The sequence below is a fragment of the Chitinophaga qingshengii genome (assembly GCF_014529935.1).
GTDB classification, from domain to species: Bacteria; Bacteroidota; Bacteroidia; order Chitinophagales; family Chitinophagaceae; genus Chitinophaga; species Chitinophaga qingshengii.
The window spans coordinates 1-1,514 of sequence record NZ_JACVFC010000010.1 but is presented as its reverse complement, the minus strand read 5'-3'; the positions used below and the strand labels follow the sequence as shown (position 1 = coordinate 1,514).

The following is a 1,514-nucleotide window of genomic DNA, read 5'->3' as shown; positions in this document are numbered from 1 at the left end:
AAAATATTTAAAGCGAATAAGGGCGCATGGTGGATGCCTAGGATCTAAGAGGCGACGAAGGACGTGGTAAGCTGCGATAAGCTACGGGGAGCTGCAAACGAGCATTACATCCGTAGATTTCCGAATGGGACAACCCGGTACACTGAAGGTGTATCACTCTGAAAAGAGAGCCAACGCAGGGAACTGAAACATCTAAGTACCTGCAGGAAAAGAAAATAAAAATGATTCCCCAAGTAGTGGCGAGCGAACAGGGAAGAGCCCAAACCGGGTCGAAGCAATTCTACCCGGGGTTGTAGGACTACTTTTAGAAAGTCAGATCAAGTTGAATCATCTGGAAAGATGAGCCGTAGCAGGTGATAGCCCTGTAGACAGAAATTCTGATGGACGTGTAGTATCCTGAGTAGCGCGGGACCAGAGGAATCCTGTGTGAAACTGTCAGTACCATCTGATAAGGCTAAATACTCCTTAGATACCGATAGTGAACCAGTACCGTAAGGGAAAGGTGAAAAGTACTCCGAACAGGAGAGTGAAATAGTTCCTGAAACCGTGCGCTTACAAGCGGTCGGAGCCAGTAATGGTGACGGCGTGCCTTTTGCATAATGAGCCTACGAGTTACTCCTCACTGGCGAGGTTAAGGTCTTCAGTACCGGAGCCGTAGCGAAAGCAAGTTCTAACAGAGCGTATAGTCAGTGGGGGTAGACGCGAAACTTTGTGATCTATCCATGGGCAGGATGAAGGTTAGGTAAAACTAACTGGAGGTCCGAACTCATTAGCGTTGAAAAGCTATGGGATGACCTGTGGATAGGGGTGAAAGGCCAATCAAACTGAGAGATAGCTCGTTCTCCCCGAAATGTTTTTAGGAACAGCCTCGGATATAGACGTGTTATAGAGGTAGAGCTACTAATTGGGCTAGGGGGCTTCACCGCCTACCAAACCCTAATAAACTCCGAATGCTATAACATAATCTCCGGGAGTGAGGCTGTGGGCGCTAAGGTCCATGGCCGAGAGGGAAATAACCCAGACTAACAGCTAAGGTCCCTAATCATATGTTAAGTTGAACAAACGCGGTTCAAATCCTAAAACAGCCAGGATGTTGGCTTGGAAGCAGCCATTCATTTAAAGAGTGCGTAACAGCTCACTGGTCGAGGGTTTGGGCACGGAAAATAATCGGGCATCAAACATATAACCGAAGCTTTAGGCCTAATACTTAGGTATTAGACGGTAGGGGAGCATTCTAAACTGCATCGAAGGTGTGTTGCGAGACATGCTGGAGCGTTTAGAAAAGAAAATGTAGGCATAAGTAACGATAAATAAGATGAAAAATCTTATCGCCGTAAGACTAAGGGTTCCTGATCAACGCTAATCGGATCAGGGTTAGTCGGGTCCTTAGGCAAAGCCGAGAGGCGTAGCTGATGGCAAACTGGTGAATATTCCAGTACCTGTTATAAATTCGATGGAGTAACGGAGTAGTGAAAGGACTGCGCACTTACGGAATAGTGCGTTAAAGGGAGTAG

General features: G+C 46.8%; 1 rRNA gene. It reads left to right on the top strand.

Features of this window, described 5'->3' with window-relative positions:
* Window positions 1-6: 6 nt before the first annotated feature.
* Window positions 7-1,514, top strand: a 23S ribosomal RNA gene (locus tag ICL07_RS32125); the annotation flags it as partial.